This window comes from Streptomyces sp. NPDC060232, assembly GCF_042726555.1.
In the GTDB taxonomy this organism is placed as follows: domain Bacteria; phylum Actinomycetota; class Actinomycetes; order Streptomycetales; family Streptomycetaceae; genus Streptomyces.
On the sequence record NZ_JBHXAG010000010.1, the window covers coordinates 1 to 17854 of the forward strand.

The 17854-nt window shown below is 72.3% G+C and carries 19 protein-coding genes; 9 read left to right on the plus strand and 10 right to left on the minus strand.

Translation table 11 applies throughout. The features are described from left to right. Positions 1 to 239: hypothetical protein (locus ACFWFZ_RS16305; protein WP_387122695.1), on the plus strand; the 239-nt coding region annotated here is incomplete at its 5' end. A gap of 148 nt (positions 240 to 387) precedes the next feature. Here the strand turns inward: ACFWFZ_RS16305 and ACFWFZ_RS16310 are convergent. Beyond that, positions 388 to 1029 (minus strand): DNA-3-methyladenine glycosylase, encoded by a 642-nt coding sequence (locus tag ACFWFZ_RS16310; protein WP_387122698.1) that lies wholly within the window; start codon positions 1027 to 1029, stop codon positions 388 to 390. A gap of 108 nt (positions 1030 to 1137) precedes the next feature. Here ACFWFZ_RS16310 and ACFWFZ_RS16315 point away from each other — a divergent pair, with 108 nt between their 5' ends. From ACFWFZ_RS16315 to ACFWFZ_RS16325, 3 genes are all read left to right on the plus strand, one after another. After that, complete coding sequence (locus ACFWFZ_RS16315) at positions 1138 to 1920, plus strand: sporulation protein (RefSeq protein WP_387122701.1); 783 nt, start codon at positions 1138 to 1140, stop codon at positions 1918 to 1920. A 111-nt stretch (positions 1921 to 2031) separates the two neighbouring features. Then, entirely contained in the window at positions 2032 to 2568 is a 537-nt protein-coding gene (locus ACFWFZ_RS16320; RefSeq protein WP_387122703.1) for a YbhB/YbcL family Raf kinase inhibitor-like protein, read from the plus strand. A gap of 148 nt (positions 2569 to 2716) precedes the next feature. Beyond that, the gene (locus tag ACFWFZ_RS16325) at positions 2717 to 3220 is read left to right on the plus strand and encodes an HNH endonuclease (protein ID WP_356815432.1); all 504 of its coding nucleotides are present in this window, start codon (positions 2717 to 2719) and stop codon (positions 3218 to 3220) included. Between the two features lie 37 nt (positions 3221 to 3257). Here ACFWFZ_RS16325 and ACFWFZ_RS16330 read toward each other — a convergent pair whose 3' ends face one another. The 4 genes from ACFWFZ_RS16330 to ACFWFZ_RS16345 all read right to left on the minus strand — a co-directional run bounded on the left by ACFWFZ_RS16330 (position 3258) and on the right by ACFWFZ_RS16345 (position 6532). Next, positions 3258 to 4028: a sulfite exporter TauE/SafE family protein gene (locus ACFWFZ_RS16330; RefSeq protein WP_387122706.1), complete on the minus strand. Its 771-nt coding sequence runs from the start codon at positions 4026 to 4028 to the stop codon at positions 3258 to 3260. Between the two features lie 89 nt (positions 4029 to 4117). After that, on the minus strand, positions 4118 to 5104 hold the full coding sequence (locus ACFWFZ_RS16335) for an SPFH domain-containing protein (protein ID WP_387122709.1): 987 nt from the start codon (positions 5102 to 5104) through the stop codon (positions 4118 to 4120). A gap of 83 nt (positions 5105 to 5187) precedes the next feature. Further along, positions 5188 to 5616 carry an NfeD family protein gene (locus ACFWFZ_RS16340; RefSeq protein WP_387122712.1) on the minus strand — a complete coding sequence of 143 codons (429 nt, stop codon included), beginning with the start codon at positions 5614 to 5616 and terminating at the stop codon, positions 5188 to 5190. Positions 5617 to 5737: 121 nt separating this feature from the next. After that, on the minus strand, positions 5738 to 6532 hold the full coding sequence (locus ACFWFZ_RS16345) for an ABC transporter ATP-binding protein (protein WP_030028988.1): 795 nt from the start codon (positions 6530 to 6532) through the stop codon (positions 5738 to 5740). Positions 6533 to 6665: 133 nt separating this feature from the next. Here ACFWFZ_RS16345 and ACFWFZ_RS16350 point away from each other — a divergent pair, with 133 nt between their 5' ends. Continuing rightward, the gene (locus ACFWFZ_RS16350) at positions 6666 to 7448 is read left to right on the plus strand and encodes a hypothetical protein (protein ID WP_387122715.1); all 783 of its coding nucleotides are present in this window, start codon (positions 6666 to 6668) and stop codon (positions 7446 to 7448) included. A 123-nt stretch (positions 7449 to 7571) separates the two neighbouring features. Here the strand turns inward: ACFWFZ_RS16350 and ACFWFZ_RS16355 are convergent, their stop codons facing one another. The 4 genes from ACFWFZ_RS16355 to ACFWFZ_RS16370 form a co-directional block, all read right to left on the minus strand. Next, positions 7572 to 7784 (minus strand): hypothetical protein, encoded by a 213-nt coding sequence (locus ACFWFZ_RS16355; protein ID WP_387122718.1) that lies wholly within the window; start codon positions 7782 to 7784, stop codon positions 7572 to 7574. Positions 7785 to 7968: 184 nt separating this feature from the next. After that, the gene (locus ACFWFZ_RS16360; protein WP_387122721.1) at positions 7969 to 8214 is read right to left on the minus strand and encodes a chaplin; all 246 of its coding nucleotides are present in this window, start codon (positions 8212 to 8214) and stop codon (positions 7969 to 7971) included. Between the two features lie 150 nt (positions 8215 to 8364). After that, on the minus strand, positions 8365 to 9027 hold the full coding sequence (locus ACFWFZ_RS16365; RefSeq protein ID WP_387122725.1) for a response regulator: 663 nt from the start codon (positions 9025 to 9027) through the stop codon (positions 8365 to 8367). Then, positions 9020 to 10168: a GAF domain-containing sensor histidine kinase gene (locus tag ACFWFZ_RS16370; RefSeq protein ID WP_387123149.1), complete on the minus strand. Its 1149-nt coding sequence runs from the start codon at positions 10166 to 10168 to the stop codon at positions 9020 to 9022. The genes ACFWFZ_RS16365 and ACFWFZ_RS16370 overlap by 8 nt, the downstream gene beginning before the upstream one ends. Positions 10169 to 10362: 194 nt before the next feature. Here ACFWFZ_RS16370 and ACFWFZ_RS16375 point away from each other — a divergent pair, with 194 nt between their 5' ends. From ACFWFZ_RS16375 to ACFWFZ_RS16385, 3 genes are all read left to right on the plus strand, one after another. Beyond that, entirely contained in the window at positions 10363 to 11085 is a 723-nt protein-coding gene (locus ACFWFZ_RS16375; RefSeq protein ID WP_387122728.1) for an SDR family oxidoreductase, read from the plus strand. After that, positions 11082 to 12419, plus strand: a complete 1338-nt coding sequence (locus ACFWFZ_RS16380; RefSeq protein ID WP_387122731.1) for an S-adenosylmethionine:tRNA ribosyltransferase-isomerase — start codon at positions 11082 to 11084, stop codon at positions 12417 to 12419. The genes ACFWFZ_RS16375 and ACFWFZ_RS16380 overlap by 4 nt, the downstream gene beginning before the upstream one ends. Positions 12420 to 12727: 308 nt before the next feature. Next, entirely contained in the window at positions 12728 to 13420 is a 693-nt protein-coding gene (locus tag ACFWFZ_RS16385; protein ID WP_387122734.1) for a transglycosylase SLT domain-containing protein, read from the plus strand. A gap of 106 nt (positions 13421 to 13526) precedes the next feature. On the opposite strand, the gene ACFWFZ_RS16390 is transcribed toward ACFWFZ_RS16385, so the two are convergent. After that, on the minus strand, positions 13527 to 16034 hold the full coding sequence (locus ACFWFZ_RS16390) for an FHA domain-containing protein (RefSeq protein ID WP_387123151.1): 2508 nt from the start codon (positions 16032 to 16034) through the stop codon (positions 13527 to 13529). A gap of 253 nt (positions 16035 to 16287) precedes the next feature. Between ACFWFZ_RS16390 and ACFWFZ_RS16395 the strand changes: the two genes are divergently transcribed. Then, positions 16288 to 17847: a streptophobe family protein gene (locus ACFWFZ_RS16395; protein ID WP_387122737.1), complete on the plus strand. Its 1560-nt coding sequence runs from the start codon at positions 16288 to 16290 to the stop codon at positions 17845 to 17847. Positions 17848 to 17854 lie beyond the last annotated feature (7 nt).

Genomic DNA, 17854 nt, shown 5'->3' on the forward strand with positions numbered 1-17854 from the left:
TGGCGTTGATTTTTGGCACGCTGTTGAGTTCTCAAGGAACGGACGCTTCCTTCGTACTCACCCTCTCGGGCTTTCCTCCGGGCTTTCGTTCTGCTATCTTGCGCTTCCAACTCTACCAGATCATTTCCGCGCCCTGCTTCTCGAAAGTCGCAGTCGGTTTGGATTTGAATTCGGTGACCGTTGGGGGTCTTTGCCTTTCGGCTCCCACCACGTTAGCGCTTTTCCCTTGCGACTCATAATCGAGTCACCGGCCGGGAATTCGGGCATGCCGAATACGACCCCGCCAGGGGCAAGTCGTAGGTAGTGGGTTGGCCGCTCCGAGGGTCTGCCGATGGCAGCGCCCCGTAAAAGCGGCTTGAGCTACGTTAGGCGTCCGGAAAGGGCGAGTCAAGTTGAGCGGCGGCGTGGCGCGTGGGCGCGGTACGGGCTCACCGTCGGGTCGTGGGTGATCCAGAAGCGGTACGGGTGGTCCGCGCCGGCTCCGCCTACTCCCGTGCGCGGACCGCTGCTCACCTGGTCGGGCGAGGTAGGAGTACCCACGAGGAGGGACAAGGGGGAATCGGGGCCCTTGCAGAGGTCGGTCCCGTCCAACGAGCGGTCCACGTCCAGAGCCGTGGCCAGGCGGGCCGGGCCTTTGGCGAGATCGATCGACTTTCTGGCTGAAACTCGACGTTTGGCGGCCAGATCGGCGCCGACCGTGATCTCGCCCGCGCGCACCAGGACCCCGCTCGCGAGGCCCGGCGGGCCGCACACCAGGTTGAGGCTGAACCACATGCCGTAGATGAAGTAGACGTACGCGTGTCCGGGTGGACCGAACATCGATGCGTTCCGTGCCGTGCGCCCGCGGTAGGCGTGCGAGCCCGGATCGGACTCCCCCTCGTACGCCTCGACCTCCGTGATGCGCAGCTCCAGGGGGCCCTCCTCGGTACGGCGGACCAGGGTGCGGCCGAGGAGGTCCGGGGCCACGGTGAGGACCGGGCGGTCGAAGAAGGACCGGGGCAGGGGCGTACGGTCAAGACGCGCGCTCATCCGGTCGAGCGTAGTGGAACGCGCTCACCTGCAACCGGGGCCTAAGGTTCCGCGTTGGTAAGGGGTAGTCGCGGCGTAGTCGCCAGATCGTTCAAGGGGAGTTTGAGCATGGGCTTCAAGAAGCTGTTCGCGAGCCTGGGTGCCGGTGGTGCTTCGGTGGACACGATCATCACCGAGCCGAACGTCGTACCGGGCGGGATCGTCCAGGGCGAGGTCCGGCTCCAGGGCGGATCCGTGGAGCAGCAGATCGAGGGGCTGTCCGTCGGGCTGCAGGCGCGGGTCGAGGTCGAGGGCGGTGACCAGGAGTACAAGCAGGACGTCGTCTTCACCAAGCAGCGCCTCGGCGGTGCCTTCCAGGTGCAGGCGGGCGCGCTGCACGTGGTGCCCTTCGCGTTGGAGATCCCCTGGGAGACGCCGATCACCCACTTCGCGGGTCAGCACCTGCACGGCATGAACATCGGAGTCAGCACCGAGCTGGAGATCGCCCGTGCGGTGGACGCGGGCGACCTCGACGCGATCAACGTGCACCCGGTGCCGGCCCAGCAGGCGATCCTGGACGCCTTCCGCCAGCTCGGCTTCACCTTCCGCAGCGCGGACATGGAGCGGGGGCACATCCGCGGGACGCGGCAGACGCTGCCCTTCTACCAGGAGATCGAGTTCCTGCCGCCGTCGCAGTACCGGGGTCTGCACCAGGTCGAGCTGACCTTCGTCTCGGACGGCCGGGAGATGGACGTCGTCCTGGAGATGGACAAGAAGCCGGGGCTGTTCAGCGAGGGCAGCGACACCTACCGCTGCTTCCAGGTGGGGCTGCAGTCGTACCAGGGCACGGACTGGGTGGCATACCTGAACCAGTGGATCGCCAGCGTCGGTTCACAGCGCAACTGGTTCTAGGGGGGGAGTGTCTTGCCGATCCGGCCTGATCGGCGGGGCACCCCCTAGGCTCGGGACCGCGTCCGTACACGGCGGCGCGGTCCGATGTGTCCCCCTTCCGGAGGTTCAGCAGTGTCAGAGCAGAGCAGGGCGCCCCTTCCGCACGACTTCCACCCCGAGGTCGCGTCCTTCACCGTGACGAGCGAGGACGTCTCCGATGGAGGCGACCTGAACGCCGCCCAGGTCCTCACGGGGAAGAACGTCTCGCCGCACCTGCGTTGGGAGGGCTTTCCCGAGGGGACGAAGAGCTTCGCCGTGACCTGCTTCGACCCGGACGCGCCCACGGGCAGCGGGTTCTGGCACTGGGTGCTCTTCGACCTGCCCGTTTCGGTGACGGAGCTGCCGGCCGGGGCGGGCACCGGGGACTTCGCGGGCCTGCCGGAGGGGGCTGTGCACGCGCGGAACGACTACGGCACGCGGGACTTCGGCGGCGCGGCCCCGCCGCGCGGGGAGCGGCACCGCTACGTCTTCACCGTGTACGCGGTGGACCGGGAGCAGCTCGGCCCGGACGAGGACTCCTCGCCGGCGGTCGTCGGATTCCACCTGCGGTTCCACGCCTTGGGGCGTGCGCAGCTCGTCGCCGAGTACGAGGCGCCCGCCGCGCGCTGATCGTTCGCCCGGCGTTTGCCCGGTCCTGGTCTAAAGAAGGCCAGGACCGGGCATTTTTATTGCGTTGTCCCGCGTGGCGCGCGCGGCCAGAGTGGTTGCGGGCCTGCCGCCGTCGTGGTCGCGGGCCTGCACACGGGAGGTGGGCGAGATGCGGGACACGCTGGTGCTGAATGCGAGCTTCGAGCCGCTGTCGACGGTGACTCTGAACCGGGCTGTGGTCCTGGTGCTCCAGGACAAGGCCGTCGTCGAACAGTCGCACCCCGATCTCCGTGTCCGCGCCGCCACCATGGATCTTCCGATGCCTCGGGTGATCCGACTGTGCCGGTATGTCCGGGTGCCCTTCCGAAGACATGCTCCCTGGTCGCGGAGGGGGGTGCTGGTCCGGGACCAGCACCGGTGCGCGTACTGCGGCAGGCGCGCGACCACGGTGGACCACGTACTGCCCAGGGCCCAGGGCGGTGGGGACACATGGCTGAACACGGTGGCGTCCTGCGCCGAGGACAACCACCGCAAAGCGGCCCGGACTCCGGAGGAGGCGGGGATGCCGCTCCTTCGGAAGCCCTTCGTACCGTCTCCGGCGGACGCCATGCTCCTCGCGCTGGGGGTGGCCGGTCAGGAGGCGCTCCCGGAGTGGCTGGAGCGGTCCGCCTAGGACGCCTGCGCTGGGCGACGTAGAGGATCTACGTCGCTCAGCGGAGCAGCAGCTGGACGATCGCGAGGATTCCGACCGCCACGATGACTGCGCGCAGGACCGTCGGGGGGAGGCGGCGGCCGACCTTGGCGCCGATCTGGCCGCCGATCGTCGAGCCGACGGCGATGAGGAGGACGGCAGTCCAGTCGAACTCGGCGACGAAGAGGAAGAAGACGGCCGCGATGCCGTTCACCAGGGCGGCGATGACGTTCTTGACGGCGTTGATCCGTTGCAGGTCGTCGCGGAGCAGCAGGCCCATCAGGCCGAGGTAGAGGACACCCTGGGCCGCGCCGAAGTAGCCGCCGTAGGCGCTGGAGAACAGCATGCCGCCGAGCAGGACCGGGCCGCCGTCGGGGTGGCCGGTGTCTCCTCCGGCGGCTTCCTGGCGTCGGCGCAGGGCGGCCGCGAGCCGGGGCTGCAGGATGACGAGGACGAGGGCGAGCCCGATCAGGACGGGCACGATCGTGTCGAAGGATTCGGAGGGCAGGGCCAGGAGCAGGGCCGCGCCCGCGAGTCCTCCGACGGCGGAGACCGAGCCGAGCCGCAGGATGCGGGCGCGCTGCCCCTGGAGTTCCTTGCGGTAGCCGATGGCTCCGCTGATGGAACCGGGCACCAGGCCGAGGGTGTTGGACACGTTGGCGGTGACCGGCGGCAGGCCGGTGGCCAGCAGCACCGGGAACGTGATGAGGGTGCCGGAGCCGACGATGGTGTTGATCGTGCCGGCGCCGATGCCGGCGGCGAAGACCGCGAGTGATTCCCAGATGGACATGGACTGTGCCATCCCCTTTGCATCAGTGAGTCGCCTCCCCGCCATGAAGGTCGAGGGGCCTCACTGATCATGCAGGAAGGGGTGGGAGGTCAGTCGATGGGGGGCTGTTCGCGGCGGTCCGCGCTGTCCTTGTCGCGGGCGGCCGGGATGCCGCCGCCGTCCTTGCCGGAGTTCTGCGGGTTGAAGCCCGAACCGCCTGCCAGGGGGCCGAAGTTGCCCATGGCGCCGGAGAGGCCCTTGAGGGCGTCTCCGATCTCGCTGGGGACGATCCAGAGCTTGTTGGCGTCGCCTTCGGCGATCTTCGGCAGCATCTGCAGGTACTGGTAGGCGAGGAGCTTCTGGTCGGCGTCGCCGGCGTGGATTGACTCGAACACCGTACGGATGGCCTGTGCTTCACCTTCGGCCTTGAGCGCGGCGGCCTTGGCCTCACCCTCGGCGCGCAGGATGGAGGACTGCTTCTCGCCCTCGGCACGCAGGATCTCGGACTGCCGGACGCCCTCCGCCTGCAGGATCGCGGCGCGCTTGTCGCGGTCGGCGCGCATCTGCTTCTCCATCGAGTCCTGGATGGAGGTCGGCGGCTCGATGGCCTTGAGCTCGACGCGGTTGACGCGGATGCCCCACTTGCCGGTCGCCTCGTCGAGGACCCCGCGCAGAGCGGCGTTGATCTCCTCGCGGGAGGTGAGGGTGCGCTCCAGGTCCATGCCGCCGATGATGTTGCGCAGCGTGGTGACGGTGAGCTGCTCGATGGCCTGGATGTAGCTGGCCACTTCGTAGGTGGCCGCGCGCGCGTCGGTCACCTGGTAGTAGATGACGGTGTCGATGTTGACGACCAGGTTGTCCTGGGTGATGACGGGCTGCGGCGGGAAGGGGACGACCTGTTCGCGCAGGTCGATCCGGTTGCGGATCGAGTCGATGAACGGGACGACGATGTTGAGGCCCGCGTTGAGGGTGCGGGTGTAGCGGCCGAACCGCTCCACGATGGCGGCGCTGGCCTGCGGGATCACCTGGATCGTCTTGACCAGTGCGATGAAGACCAGAACCACCAGAATGATCAGGACGATGATGATCGGTTGCATGCGGTTCCCCGTGCCCTTCCGGCTGTCTGTGCTGCCCCGTTGATCGGAGTCTCGCAGACCTGGGGGCCGCGAGCAGGCTGCTTTCACATCACGACGGCGGTAGCCCCGTCGATCTCCACCACGTCGACGGACTGGCCGGGTTCGAAGCTGGTGTCCGCGTCGAGGGCGCGGGCGGACCAGATCTCGCCGGCGAGCTTGATTCTGCCGCCGCCTCCGTCGACGCGTTCGAGGACGACGGCGCTTCTGCCCTTCAACGCGTCGATGCCGCTGCGGTGTTGGGGGCGCTGGTCGCGGTGGCGGTTGGCGATGGGCCGGACGACGGCGATGAGCGCGACCGACACGACCACGAACACCAGGACCTGGGCCACCACTCCCCCGCCGAGGGCCGCCGTGACGGCTGCCGCCACCGCCCCGACGGCGAACATGCCGAACTCCGGCATGGCGGTCAGGACCAGGGGGATGCCCAGTCCGACCGCGCCGATGAGCCACCACACCCACGCGTCGATGTCCACGTGGTCATGGTAGGTCGATCGGGCGCGGTCGGGACAGGGTGCGGGGGACCGTACCCGGAGCGTGACCGTGCGGGCTTCTCCGGCTCGGGTTCCGGCCCGGGTTCCGGCTCGGGGCTCCGGCTCAGCCGAGGGGCAGGCCCTGGGCGGTCCAGCGGTCGGTCCCGTTGCGCTCGACGACCAGGGGGAGGCCGAAGCAGAGCGAGAGGTTGCGGGAGGTCAGTTCGAGGTCGATGGGGCCCGCGGTGACGACCTTGCCCTGACGGATCATCAGGACGTGGGTGAAGCCGGGGGCGATCTCCTCGACGTGGTGCGTGACCATGACCATGGAGGGGGCGAGCGGGTCGCGGGCGAGGCGGCCGAGGCGGCGTACGAGGTCCTCGCGGCCACCGAGGTCGAGGCCCGCGGCGGGCTCGTCGAGGAGCAGCAGCTCGGGGTCGGTCATCAGTGCGCGGGCGATCAGGGTGCGCTTGCGCTCGCCCTCGGAGAGGGTGCCGAACTTCCGGTCGAGGTACTCGGTCATGCCGAGGCGGTCGAGGAAGGCACGGGCGCGCTGCTCGTCGACCGCCTCGTACTCCTCCTGCCAGGTCGCCGTCATGCCGTAGGCGGCGGTGAGGACGGTCTGCAGGACGGTCTGCCGCTTCGGGAGCTTGTCGGCCATCGCGATGCCGGCCATGCCGATGCGGGGGCGCAGCTCGAAGACGTCGACCTTGCCGAGGGTGCTGCCGAGGATGGTGGCGGAGCCCTTGGTGGGGAAGAGGTAGCTGGAGGCGAGGTTCAGCAGTGTGGTCTTGCCGGCGCCGTTGGGGCCGAGGATCACCCAGCGCTCGCCCTCCTTCACCGACCAGGAGACCTGGTCCACCAGAGCCCGGCCCTCGCGGACCACGGATACGTCCACCAGCTCCAGAACATCGCTCATGAGCGTGTTGTCACCCCTTGCAGTCACGGTTCACTGTGCGCCGGTAGACGCAGCCCCAGGGGAAAACCTACGCCACTCGGGATGGGGTCCGGGGCCGGGGCCCGGTGCGGGTGGCGATCCGTAAAGTGGGGGAATGCTTTTCGAACCACGTTCAGGGCGGCTGGCCGCCTGGGGGAACGCGCTGCTGGCCGCTCTGGTCTCGCCCGACGAGGCCGCGATGTCGATCGTGGGCGAGGACGCCGTGCACCGGGTGGCGGGGCTGCCGGGCGAGGCGGGGCCGGTGGGGCTCACGCTGGCGCTCGGCCGGCTGCGTGCGCTGGGGGTGACGGGTCTGCGGGTCGCGCTGCCGGCGCCGGGGCATCCGCTGGGGCTGAGCGGGCCGCCGGAGTTCAACGCGCGGGCGCTGGAGGCCGAGGAGGCGGTCGTCGCGGTGGGTGCGGCGCTGGGGCTGGTGCCGGAGGTGGCCGAGGCCGGTCCGGCCGGGGACGTGCACGTGTCGGTGACCTGGCACGTGCTGCCGGTACGGGAGGCCCCGCCGGCCGATGTGCCGTCCCTGGGCGAGGCGGAGCGGGAGCTGGCGGAGGCGCTGCGCGAGGCGGCCGTGGTGCTGACCCGGCTGGACGTGGCCGGGTCCGGGCCGGTGGCGGATGCGGCGCTGGCGGCGTACCGGGCGCGGGCCGAGGCGGGGCAGGACGCGCTGGCGCCGGGGTATCCGGCGCGGGCGGTACGGGTGCTGGCGCTGGCGCAGCGGGTGGACCTGATGGTGTCGCTGGCGTACGGGAGCGGGCACGGGGGTGCGGTGGCCGCGTCGGAGATGGCGGCGCGGGCGGAGGCGCTGCGGCCGGTGGAGCGGGTCGCCCGGCGGGCGCTGGTGGCGGCGTACAACTCGGCCGTCGAGGCGCGCGAGCGGGGCTGACGCCGCAGGGCCGCGGCGCGGGGAGGCCCCGGGCGGTGCCCGGGCCTTGTGGGGCTCCGCCCCACACCCCTCGCCTCCAACGCCGGCGGGACGGGATGGTGCGGGTCGGCCACCGGGCGCGGCTCAGGGGTCGGTGGCGTAGAGGCGGCGGCCGTCGGGGCTGGGGGCGGCGCTGTCGGCTCCGTCCCTCAGGGGAACGCTGTCCACGGTGGTGCCGGCCCGGGTGTCGACGCCCGAGACCGTGTCGGAGTGGAGGTTCGCGACGCAGACGAAGGGGACGGGCCGCTCGGTCGGTGCGGCCGTCGGTCCCGTCCGGGCCACCGTCGCACAGAGCACGGCGGCGGTCCGTCCTGCGATGTGCCGGTCCCTCGTCAGGCGGGCCGCGCCAGGGCTGCCGGTGGGGCAGGGTGGTGAGGCTCGCGCCCCGGGGCGCGCGATGCGATGTCCCCCGGATGCATCGACGCGGCCCCGCTTCCAGGGGAGAGGGGGAAGCGGGGCCGCGGGACGGGGTGGAGCGGGGTCAGGCGTTCACGCCGGTGTTGCCCCAGGCGCCGTTGAGCAGGCCGATCACGCTGACCGTGTTGCCCACGACGTTCACGGGGACGTGCACCGGTGCCTGGAGCAGGTTCCCCGAGGCCACGCCGGGCGAGTTCAGGGCCTCGCCCTCCGCCGACGCACCGTCGTGCGCCGAGGAGACACCCGCGCCGGCGGCGACGAGGGCGCCCGCGATCATGGTGACGGCTGCGGCCTTCTTGAAGTTCTTCACGTTCTCGTTCCTCCGTTGCGTCGGCCGCGACCAGCCGTCGCGGCACGCCATGGAGAACGGCCGCCCCACCCGCCGGGGTACGCCATGTGGGCTACATACACCCGTTTGTATGAATCTCAGCCCGGAAGGAGGCGGTCCGATGTGGGCTCGTCAGTCGGCGATTCCGTGCCTGACCGCCCACAATGCGGCCTGGGTCCGGTCGGAAAGGTCCAACTTCATCAGGATGTTCGAGACATGGGTCTTGACCGTCTTCTCGGACAGCACCAGGGCGCGGGCGATCTCCCGGTTGGCGCGGCCGTCCGCGATGAGGCCGAGGACCTCGCGCTCGCGGTCGGTCAGCGAGCCGGGCCGGCCCGCAGGGGAGCTCTGGTCGTCCTGGGAGAGCAGGGCCTGCGCCACCTCCGGCTGGAGCAGGACGTGGCCGGCGTGGACGGAGCGGATGGCCGCGGCCAGGGCGTCGGGGTCGATGTCCTTGTAGACGTATCCCGCCGCGCCGGCGCGCAGGGCGGGGACCACGGTCCGCTGCTCCGTGAAGCTGGTGACGATCAGCACCCGCGCCGGGTTCGCCGACTCGCGCAGCCGGCGCAGGGCCTCGATGCCGTCGGTGCCCGGCATCTTCACGTCCATGAGGATCACGTCGGGCCGCAGCTCCTCGGCGCAGGCGATGCCCTCCTCGCCGTCGGAGGCCTCGCCGACCACCTCGATGTCCTCCTGGACCTCCAGGAAGGTGCGCAGGCCCCGCCGGACCACCTGGTGGTCGTCCACCAGCAGGACCCGGATGCGGCCGCCGCTTCGGCCGGTGCTGTCAGCCACCGGGGACCTCCATCTCGATCGTGGTGCCCTGACCGGGCTCCGCGTGCACGGCGAGGCGGCCTCCGACGCCGCTCGCGCGGTCCCGCATGGAGACCAGGCCCAGATGGCGGCCCGCCCGGCGGACGGCACTGGGGTCGAAGCCCTTGCCGGAGTCGGCGACCCTGAGGACCGCGCCACCGGCGGGCGCGCGGGCGAGGGTGACCTCGACGCGGTCGCCGTCGGAGTGGCGCAGGGCGTTGTGGAGGGCCTCCTGGGCGACGCGGAGGACCGCTTCCTCCTGGGCCGCGGGGAGGGCCCGTACGCCGTCACAGGTGAAGCTGACGTGCGCGGTGTGCGCACGGTCGAGTACGTGGACGTGCGTGCGCAGGGTGGCCACCAGGCCGTCCTCGTCCAGGGCGGCCGGGCGCAGCTCGGTCACGGCGGCGCGCAGTTCGTCGGCGGCCTCCGCCGCGAGGGCGGCGACCTGCTGGAGCTCGTCCTTGGCCCGGGCCGGGTCGCGGTCGACGAGGGTCGCGGCGGCCTGGGCGGTGAGGCGCAGGGAGAACAGCTTCTGGCTGACCGCGTCGTGCAGTTCGTGGGCGAGGCGGGAGCGCTCCTCGGCGATGGTGAGCTCGCGGCTGCGTTCGTAGAGCCGGGCGTTGGTGAGGGCGATCGCCGCGTGCTGCGCGAGGAGGGAGAGGAGGTCCTGGTCCTCGTCGGTGAAGACGCGCCCGCTGCCGTCGGGCGCGCTGCGCTTGTTCGCCAGGAAGATCGCTCCGAGGATCTCCTCGCCGTCCCGGACGGGCATGCCCAGGAAGTCGGACATCTCGGGGTGGGCGGCGGGCCAGCCCCCGAAGCGGGGGTCCTCGCGTACGTCGGCCAGCCGCTCGGGTCCGTTCTCGTGGAGCATCGCGGCGAGGATGCCGTGCTGCCGGGGCAGCGGGCCGATCTGCCGCCACTGTTCCGCGCTGATGCCGTCGACGACGAACTGGGCGAAGCCGCCGTGGTCGTCCGGGACGCCCAGGGCCGCGTACTCGGCGTCCAGCAGCTCGCGGGCGGACACCACGATCGTGCGCAGCACGTCGCGGACCTCCAGGCGGCGGCTCATCGCGAGCAGCGCGGTGCTCACGGCGGCCAGGCCGCTGCGGGGTCCGCCCGGCAGGGGGCTTGCGGTCATGGCCTCACCGTACCGGCGGCCGTGACCTGCCGGATCGGGCGGTGGGAGGACCCGGGGCAGACCGAGAGACGTAGGTCGAAGGGACCTGTGGGGGTGGGGCCGGCGGCCGACGCGGCGGCGGCCGGGCCGTTCCTAGGTTGAGGGCATCTGCTGATCGGAACGAAGGCGAGGGTGCTGTCATGTCGGTGGCGATCGTGACGGGGGCGTCCAGGGGGCTCGGCCGGGCGCTGGCCGGGGAGCTGGCGGCGCGGGGCTGGGCCCTGGTGTTGAGCGCGCGGGGCGCGGCGGCGCTGGAGGAGGCGGCGGCCGGGCTGGAGCGGGCCGAGGCGGTGCGGGTCGTGGCGGTGGCCGGGGACGTGTCCTCGGAGGCGCACCGGGCGGCGCTGGTGGCGGCCGCGCGGGGGCTGGGCGGGTTGGACCTGCTGGTGAACAACGCGGGGGTGCTCGGTGCGGAGCCGCTGGTGCCGCTGGCGGTCCAGCCGGCGGCCGGGCTGCGCGAGGCGTTCGAGGTCAATGTGCTGGGGCCGCTGGGGCTGGTGCAGGAGGGGCTGCCGCTGCTGCGGGCCTCGGCGGCGGGGGCGGTGCTGAACATCAGCTCCGACGCCGGAGTCGTTCCGTACGCCACGTGGGGTGCGTACGGGGCGACCAAGGCGGCGGTGGACCTGTTGTCGGCGGTGCTGGCGGTGGAGGAGCCGGAGCTGCGGGTGTGGTGGGCGGATCCGGGCTCGATGCGGACGCGGATGATGGCGGCGGCCGAGCCGGGTGAGGACCTGGCGGGGCTGCCGACGCCGGAGGAGGTGGCTCCGGTGCTGCTGCGGCTGCCGGCGCGGGGCCTGCCGAGCGGGCGGTACACGGTGGAGGCGCTGGCCGGGTCCCCGGCGGGCGGCGGGGCGGAGCGATGAGCGGGAGCGGGAGCGGGGCGTCCGGTGGCGCGCGGGACGGGAGCGGTCCCGGCGGGAACCGCGCAGGGGGCCGGAGCGGGAGTCCGAGCGGGAGTCGGGCCGGGAGCGTGGCCGGGAGCCGGATTGGGGTGGCGGGCGGGGGCCGGGCCGGTCCCGGGGGCGGGAGGCGGGTGCCGAGCGAGGACCCGGCGCCCGGTGGCGGGCCGACCGGCGTGGCGGGTACGCGTGCGGGGCGCGTCGCAGGGGGAGGTGAGCGCTCGATTTCTGGACTGTACATAAAGGACATTCCACGCGAACTACTGGCCCGGCTTCCGGCCGAGCAGCGGGGTCCGGGCCTGCGGCGGGACTCGGTGCGGCTGCTGGTGTCCCGCGGCGTCGCGCAGCCGTCGCTGCACGCCTTCCGGGAGCTGCCGCACCTGCTGCGGGCCGGTGACGTCCTGGTGGTCAACACCTCGGCCACCCTCGCGGCCGCCGTGGACGCCCGGCTGGGCGGGGAGGACGTGGTGGTGCACTTCTCGACCCGGGGGGACGACGGCCGCTGGGCGGTGGAGCTGCGCGCCCCGGCAGGCCGGGGGACGACCCGGCCGCGCCCGGGCGGGCCGGCGGGGGCGGTGGTGGAGCTGCCCGGCGGGCGCCGCCTGGTGCTGGAGGAGCCCCTGGCGGCGGGCGCGGACCGGCTGTGGTGGGCGCGGCCCTCCCCCGCGCCGTACGGGGTCCCGGAACTGCTCGGGGAGCACGGGCGGCCGATCCGGTACGCCTACACGGAGCGGGACCAGCCGCTGTCGGCCTACCAGACGGTGTTCGCGGTGCCGGCGGCCGACGGAGCGGGGTCGGCCGAGATGCCGAGCGCGGGCCGGCCCTTCACGGCGGAGCTGGTGGCGCGGCTGGTGAGCCGGGGGGTGCGGTTCGCGCCGCTGACCCTGCACACGGGGGTGGCCTCGCAGGAGGCGCACGAGCCGCCCTACCCGGAGCGGTACGCGGTGCCGGCCACGACGGCGGCGCTGGTGAATGCTGCGCGGGCGGGCGGCGGGCGGGTCATCGCGGTGGGGACCACGGCGGTGCGGGCGGTGGAGTCGGCGGCGGACGCGCGTGGGGTGGTCCGCGCGGCGGGCGGGTGGACCGGGCTGGTGGTGACGCCCGAGCGCGGGGTGCGGGCGGTGGACGGCCTGCTGACCGGGCTGCACGAGCCCGAGGCATCCCATCTGCTGATGCTGGAGGCGGTGGCGGGGCGCGCCGCCGTACGCCTGGGGTATGCGCAGGCGCTGGCCCGGCTCTGCCTCTGGCATGAGTTCGGGGACGTCCATCTGCTCCTCAGGGATGACGCACATCACTGATTGCATTGCTGGAGCAACGCACGGTGAGAACGGCGTAAGGGCGGTGTGAGCCCCGGCATAGGACCCACATCACTTACGAAGCTCCCTAGTGGAAGAGCGCAGGTCCCGTCAGCGCGGGCAGGCCTAGCGCCGGGGCCGCACATCAGGCTCCGGCGCCCGCCCCTGATCCACTAAGCGGGATCGTACGTCACACCTTTGCCACAGGATTTTGCCGCCGCTAAGAATTGCTCCCGTCGCCAGGCGCCGTGGATCCCGGATCCGCTCGGCGCCTTCCTGCGGCCCCCGCTATTCGAAGAGGTTGCCCCGCCATGTCTGCTTCCCGCACTCCCGGTCACAGTCGTCTGACGAAGGCACACAAGCTGTCCATCGCCGGTGTCGCCACCCTGAGCGCCGCCGCCGTCGCCTTCTCCCTCGTCCCCGCCGACGCCGCCGAGGCCGAGACCACCATCTCCGCCGCCCCCGTCGCCTGGGCCCAGGCCGTGAACGGCACGCAGACGAAGGCGCTGTACGGCCACCTCTCCACGCAGCACGTCATCGCCGCCGCCAACGCCAAGGCCGCCGCCGTCGCCGCCAAGGCGAAGGCCGACGCAGACGCCAAGGCCAAGGCCGAGGCCGCCGCGAAGAAGGCCCGCGAGCAGAAGGCCGCCGCCAGCCGCTCCGCCGCCCGCAAGCCGGTGTTCGCGAACAACCTGGACGGCTGGATCAAGGAAGCCCTCTTCATCATGAAGAAGGAGGGCATTCCGGGCACCTACGCCGGTATTCACCGCAACATCATGCGTGAGTCCAGCGGCAACCCGATGGCGATCAACAACTGGGACATCAACGCCCAGAACGGCATCCCCAGCAAGGGCCTGCTCCAGGTCATCCTCCCGACCTTCAAGGCGTACCACGTCAAGGGCACCAAGTTCGACCAGTACGACCCGGTCGCCAACATCGTCGCCGCCTGCAACTACGCGGCCGACCGGTACGGCTCGATGGACAACGTCAACAGCGCCTACTAGGCCTTCGGCGGTCCTCGCCCCACCACACACACGCCGAAGGGCGGCACCCGGGATCCGGGTGCCGCCCTTCGGCGCTGGTGTCCTACGCGCTCCTGCGCGCCGGCGGCTACTTGCCCGCGCGCATGACCTCGGGCTCGTGGCGGCGCAGCAGGCGCTGCACGAGGAAGCCGCACGCGACGCCGATGGCCAGCAGGATGATGATGTTCAGGCTCCACTGGCCGACCGTCGCGTCCCAGAGCGGGTCGGTGTTGGTCGGGTTGTCCTGGTCCCACGGCGGCATGAGCTTGCCGAGGTTCAGGGTGGCGCCGGCGGCGGCGATGGCCCATCGGGACGGCATCAGCCAGGCGAACTGCTCCAGGCCCGGGGAGTCGTAGACCTGGAAGAGGATGCCGGTGAAGACGACCTGGACGATCGCGAACATGACCAGCAGCGGCATCGTCTTCTCGGCGGTCTTCACCAGCGAGGAGATCACCAGGCCGAACATCATCGAGGTGAAGCCGAGCGCGATGACCGACACGCACAGCTCGACGGCCGGCGGCATCAGCAGGCCCTCGGCGGGCAGGTCGCGCGGGGTGAAGCCGATCGCGCAGATGATCACGCCCTGGATGGCCGTGATGACGCCGAGGACGATCACCTTCGACATGAGGTACGCGGTCCGGGACAGGCCGGTCGCGCGCTCACGCTCGTAGATGACGCGTTCCTTGATCAGCTCTCGGACCGAGTTGGCGGCGCCGGAGAAGCACATGCCGACCGCGAGGATCAGCATGATCGTGCCCGCGTCGCCGTTGAAGCGCGACGGCGGGGTCGGCGGCGCGAGGCCGAAGGTCGCCGGGATGACCGTGGAGACCACGCCCAGGACCGCCGGCAGGATCAGCATCAGGCCCATGAAGCCCTTGTCCGACGCGATCACCGAGACGTAGCGGCGGATCAGCGTCCACAGCTGCGAGCCCCAGCCCTGCGGCTTGGTCGGGCGCATCTGCTGCGCCGACGGCATGACCACCGGCTGCGGGGCGACCGCGTCGAGCTCGGCGGCGTAGAGCTGGTAGTGCTGGGAGCCCTTCCAGCGGCCCGCCCAGTCGTAGTCGCGGTAGTTCTCGAAGGCCGAGAAGACGTCCGCCCACGTGCTGTAGCCGAAGAAGTTCAGCGCCTCGTCCGGCGGCCCGAAGTAGGCGACCGACCCGCCCGGGGCCATCACGAGCAGCTTGTCGCAGAGCGACAGCTCGGCGACGGAATGCGTGACGACGAGGACCGTGCGGCCGTCGTCGGCGAGGCCGCGCAGCAGCTGCATGACATCGCGGTCCATGCCCGGGTCGAGGCCGGAGGTCGGCTCGTCCAGGAAGATCAGCGAGGGCTTGGTGAGCAGCTCCAGGGCCACGGACACGCGCTTGCGCTGACCACCGGAGAGCGCGGTGATCTTCTTGTCCTTGTGGATGTCGAGCTTGAGCTCGCGCAGCACCTCGTCGATGCGGGCGGCGCGCTCGGACTCGGCGGTGTCGCCGGGGAAGCGGAGCTTGGCCGCGTACTTGAGCGCGGTGCTGACCTTCAGCTCCTTGTGCAGGATGTCGTCCTGCGGGACCAGGCCGATGCGCTGGCGGAGCTCCGCGAACTGCTTGTACAGGTTGCGGTTGTCGTAGAGGACGTCGCCCTGGTCGGCGGGCCGGTAGCCGGTGAGTGCCTTGAGCAGCGTCGACTTGCCGGAGCCGGACGGGCCGATGACGCCGATCAGCGACTTCTCCGGGACGCCGAAGGTGACGTCCTTGAGGATCTGCTTGCCGCCGTCGACCGTGACGGTGAGGTGGCGGGCCGAGAAGGACACCTCGCCGGTGTCGACGAACTCCTCAAGGCGGTCCCCGACGATGCGGAACGTCGAGTGGCCGACGCCGACGATGTCGTTCGGGCCGAGGAGCTGGGTGCCGGACTTCGCCAGCGGCTGGCCGTTGACGTAGGTGCCGTTGTGGCTGCCGAGGTCGCGGATCTCGAAGCGGCCACCGGGCATCGAGCGGAACTCGGCGTGGTGGCGGGAGACCTGGAGGTCGGAGACCACCAGCTCGTTCTCCAGCGCACGGCCGATCCGCATGACGTGGCCCAGCGAGAGCTGGTGGAACGTCGTCGGGCTGCGGTCGCCGCCGTAGCCCGGCGCCGCGGCCTGCGGCTGGCGGGGCGCGGCGGCGCCGCCCTGCTGCTGCGGGACGTGGGCCTGCGGCTGGTGCTGCTGGTGCTGCGGCTGGTTCCAGGCCTGCTGGGGCTGCTGGGGCGCCTGGTAGGCCGCGGCCTGGGGCTGGGCGTACGCCTGGGCCGGGGTCTGCTGCGCCTGCTGCTGCGCCACAGCGGGCTGCGGCGCGGCGGCGGCGCTCAGATTCAACCGCGGTCCGTCGGTGGCGTTGCCGAGGTGGACCGGCGTGCCGGGCACCAGCGCGGTCTGCTGGACCCTGGCCCCGTGCACGTAGGTGCCGTTGGTGCTGCCGTGGTCCTCGAGCCCCCAACCCTGGCCGTTCCAGGCGATGGTGGCGTGCCGCCACGACACCCGCGCATCGTCGATCACCACGTCCCCCTGGGGATCGCGCCCCAGCGAGTACGACCTGGACGGATCGAGCGTCCAGGTCCTGCCATTCAATTCCAGTACGAGTTCCGGCACTCCAGCCCCACTTAAGTCCCCCGAGAATCCCCCATGACGTCAGGGAGTCTAGGGATGGCGAACATCCGGGGGAACTATTTCAGGCCTGGGGCCGTATGTGGAATCCGGGCCTTGCCCGGGCGTCTACGTCTACCCGTTGACGGGGGCGAAAGTCACCCGGAGAGTGAGATACGGGACTTCTCGCCCGGGGGTTCCGTCGCGTACCGCTCGGCAGGCATCGGGGGTCCACCGCGTGCGCCGCATCCGCTGGGGAGACGTGTTCCTGTCCGCCGTGGCCGCCGTCGGCTGGTCCCTGATCGTGATGGCGGGGGTGGCCGGTCTGGGGCTTCACCTGCTGGGCGCGGACGCCGCCGGGGGTTCGCTCGGGCCGATGACGGCCGCCGTGGTGGCCCTCGCGGTCGGTGGAACCGTGGACCCGTCGGGTGACGTCTCGGTCTTCGGAGTTGCCGGGGCGGGGGCCGAAACCTCCTTGGACGTCATGCCCTTGGGGGTGTCGCTGGCCGGGGCCCTGGTGCTGGCGGGGGTGTTCCTGCGCTCGCTGCGGGCGGGCGCGGGCGAGACGGCCGCCAGGGTCGTGGCGTTCACGGCGCTGCTCGTCGCGGCGGCGGGGGGCCTGGCGTGGGCCGGGCACGACGTGGTCACCCTCGACGGCGCGGCGCTGCCGAGGGCTCCGGTGAAGGTCGAGGTGCCGGGGATCGGGGACATCGGCGGGCTGCTCCCGGACCGCGTCGGGGAGCTGGTCGAGGCGCGGACCCGGGTGGGCTTCCGCGTGGAGCCCGGGCCGACGTCGGCGGGCGCGGGCGTGTGGGCGCTCGCGGTGCTGGCGGTGGCGCTGCTGGTCTCGCGGCGCGGGCCGGCCGTGTTCGACCGGGTGCGGCCCGCCGCCTTCGCGGTGGTGACGGCGGGGCTGGTCGCGGTGGCGGCGGGGCTGGCCGCGGCGGTGTGGGCGGCGCTGGGCGACGACCATCCCCGGCGGGTGCTGGGCGCCGCGCTGCTGGGCGCTCCCAACGGGAGCTGGCTGGGGGTGCTGCTCGGGCTGTTCGTGCCGGTGCGCGGCGGTGCCACGGGCGAGCCGGCGCGGCTGCTGCCCGACCCGCTGGACGACCTGCTGTCCGCGTCCACGCGGGAGCCGGTGACGGTGGCCCGGCTCGCGGAGTACGACGGGCGGGTCTGGCTGCTGGTGGTGGGGGCGTTCCTGCTGCTGCTCGCCGCGGGGGTGCTGGCGGCCGTACGGACTCCCGGGCGCGGTGTCGCGGGGTGCGCGGTGCGGCTGGGAGCGGTGACCGGGGTGGCGCTGGCGGTGCTGGTCAGGCTGACGCGGTTGTCGGCGGACGCCTCTCTGGCGGTGCTGGGCCTGGACGTGGTGGGTGCCGCGGTGGAGCTGCGCGGGGACGTCCCTTACGCCCTGCTGCTGGGCTCGGCGTGGGGTGCGCTGGCCGGCGGGGCCGGTGCGCTGCTGGCGGGCCGGGGCCGGGCGGCCGCCGGCGGGCCCGGCCGGGCGCGCCCGGTGGATCCCGGCGCGCCGACGGCCCCGTACGCGGCGGGCCGGGGCGGCCGTGAAGGTCGGGGCGGGCAGGGTCCGCCGCCCGCGTGGGCGGTGCCGTACCCGGATCCGGACGTCTCGTGGGACGTGACGGTCACCGGCATCCCGCCGCATCCGCCGCGGCGTAGCCGGCCCACGGGGCGGCCGCCGTTCACCCCGCCGCCCCCGCCGGGCGCTCCGCCGCCGCCGAAACCGCCGAGGCCGCCGAGGCCGCCGAGGCCGCCGGAGCCACCGGTTCCGCCACGGTGACGGCCGG

What these genes read in the sequence shown, in the direction of transcription:
- ACFWFZ_RS16310 (WP_387122698.1), bottom strand. Translation starts at nt 1,029, where the DNA reads ATGAGCGCGCGTCTTGACCGTACGCCCCTGCCCCGGTCCTTCTTCGAC.
- ACFWFZ_RS16315 (WP_387122701.1), top strand. Translation starts at nt 1,138, where the DNA reads ATGGGCTTCAAGAAGCTGTTCGCGAGCCTGGGTGCCGGTGGTGCTTCG.
- ACFWFZ_RS16325 (WP_356815432.1), top strand. Translation starts at nt 2,717, where the DNA reads ATGCGGGACACGCTGGTGCTGAATGCGAGCTTCGAGCCGCTGTCGACG.
- ACFWFZ_RS16330 (WP_387122706.1), bottom strand. Translation starts at nt 4,028, where the DNA reads ATGTCCATCTGGGAATCACTCGCGGTCTTCGCCGCCGGCATCGGCGCC.
- ACFWFZ_RS16335 (WP_387122709.1), bottom strand. Translation starts at nt 5,104, where the DNA reads ATGCAACCGATCATCATCGTCCTGATCATTCTGGTGGTTCTGGTCTTC.
- ACFWFZ_RS16345 (WP_030028988.1), bottom strand. Translation starts at nt 6,532, where the DNA reads ATGAGCGATGTTCTGGAGCTGGTGGACGTATCCGTGGTCCGCGAGGGC.
- ACFWFZ_RS16350 (WP_387122715.1), top strand. Translation starts at nt 6,666, where the DNA reads ATGCTTTTCGAACCACGTTCAGGGCGGCTGGCCGCCTGGGGGAACGCG.
- ACFWFZ_RS16375 (WP_387122728.1), top strand. Translation starts at nt 10,363, where the DNA reads ATGTCGGTGGCGATCGTGACGGGGGCGTCCAGGGGGCTCGGCCGGGCG.
- ACFWFZ_RS16380 (WP_387122731.1), top strand. Translation starts at nt 11,082, where the DNA reads ATGAGCGGGAGCGGGAGCGGGGCGTCCGGTGGCGCGCGGGACGGGAGC.
- ACFWFZ_RS16385 (WP_387122734.1), top strand. Translation starts at nt 12,728, where the DNA reads ATGTCTGCTTCCCGCACTCCCGGTCACAGTCGTCTGACGAAGGCACAC.